The sequence below is a fragment of the Enterobacter cloacae complex sp. 2021EL-01169 genome, from assembly GCF_020733125.1.
Taxonomy (GTDB): domain Bacteria; phylum Pseudomonadota; class Gammaproteobacteria; order Enterobacterales; family Enterobacteriaceae; genus Enterobacter; species Enterobacter roggenkampii.
Genome location: NZ_JAJFTC010000052.1, coordinates 1 through 1225, shown reverse-complemented (window position 1 = coordinate 1225; position 1225 = coordinate 1). Strand labels below are relative to the sequence as shown.

Below are 1225 nucleotides of genomic sequence, written 5' to 3'. Positions count from 1 at the left end.
TTTAGCAGCCGTGTCCGCTGCATGTCTGTTACCTATCTCCCCGACCGCTCATTGGACCAACTCCAGAGATTGGGCTCTATCGCTCAGCCAATACGAAACCGGCATTGGCTGATGCCACAACCGAGACTAACACAAATGGCTCGGTACCTGTATTTCGCGCCCCGTGCACTTGGCCCGGTCTTGCCACGGCTATCTCACCTTCCCTGAGGGCACGAACAATCCCATTGCCCTGAAAGTAATCAGCCATTCCCGACAAAACAGTCCACGTGTCTTGGCCGTGAGGATGAATGTGAGCCGCAATTTCCTGCCCGGGATGGACATGCCAAACCACGATAATTGAGTCTCGGGTTTCAAGCACAACGGAACGAATAGGCTCGCCTTCGGACGGCTGAACATACTCGGCTACAGAAAATATTCTCGATTCAACAGTCATCGGAGATCCCTCTTTCACAGTTGTCGTTACGGTCTTCATCGTCGGCATCCTGACGCACGGCGGGCAATTGCTGGAGCAACGCCGGCAGCCATTCCTGTACCGTCTCCCACACCACATCGAGGTTGATGTCGAAATAGCCGTGAGCCATGCGATTACGCATATTGCGCATGCTGCGCCACGGCACGTCGGCATGCGCCTGGGTGAACTCGACGTAGCCATCCATCACCTTTGTGGCCGCCTCGCCGATGACGATCAGGCTCATGATGACGGCCTGCTGGGTGCGCTTGTCGGCCAAGAAGTCGTCCTTGGCCATCCCTTCCACGAAGCTGCGCGCATCGGTTGCGGCCTGCTGAATGTGGTCGAGGTAATCGGGCAGGCGGTTCTCGCTCATATCGGTTGCGCCTCCGCGAGCACCTTGGCCCGGAACTTCGGCGGCAGGTCGCCGGGAGTCAGCAGATCGACGTCAACGCCGAGCAGCGATTTCAGTTCTTCTTCCAAATCGCCCAAGTCCAACAACGTGGCACCGGGCAGCGCATCGACCAACAGGTCGAGGTCGCTGCCATCCCGGTCGGTGCCATGCAGCACCGAGCCGAAGACGCGCGGGTTCGCGGCGCGAAAGCGGCCTACCGCTTCACGCACTGCGCTTCGCTTCATGTCAAGCACAACAGACGGTCGCATGCGCATCCTTTCTTATCGAAACTCGTTGAGATGATATGCAATCAAGAATAGAATTTCAAGAACTATTTTCGAGAATCGCAATGCCTTGATTCCCGTGCCGCGCCGGTTGCCTTG

3 protein-coding genes are annotated in these 1225 nt (G+C 57.2%); all 3 read right to left on the bottom strand.

Features of this window, described 5'->3' with window-relative positions; all coding sequences use genetic code 11:
* Window positions 1-76 precede the first annotated feature (76 nt).
* Genes LLF79_RS26820 through LLF79_RS26810 form a run of 3 tightly spaced genes read right to left on the bottom strand, consistent with a single transcriptional unit; the run spans window position 77 to window position 1111 of the window.
* On the bottom strand, window positions 77-433 hold the full coding sequence (locus LLF79_RS26820) for a cupin domain-containing protein (protein ID WP_000215515.1): 357 nt from the start codon (window positions 431-433) through the stop codon (window positions 77-79).
* A complete protein-coding gene (locus tag LLF79_RS26815) occupies window positions 423-824 on the bottom strand; it encodes a DUF86 domain-containing protein (RefSeq protein WP_001293886.1) in 402 nt (133 codons plus the stop codon). The genes LLF79_RS26820 and LLF79_RS26815 overlap by 11 nt, the downstream gene beginning before the upstream one ends.
* On the bottom strand, window positions 821-1111 hold the full coding sequence (locus LLF79_RS26810; protein WP_001247892.1) for a nucleotidyltransferase family protein: 291 nt from the start codon (window positions 1109-1111) through the stop codon (window positions 821-823). Before LLF79_RS26810 ends, LLF79_RS26815 begins: the two co-directional genes overlap by 4 nt.
* Window positions 1112-1225: the final 114 nt, after the last annotated feature.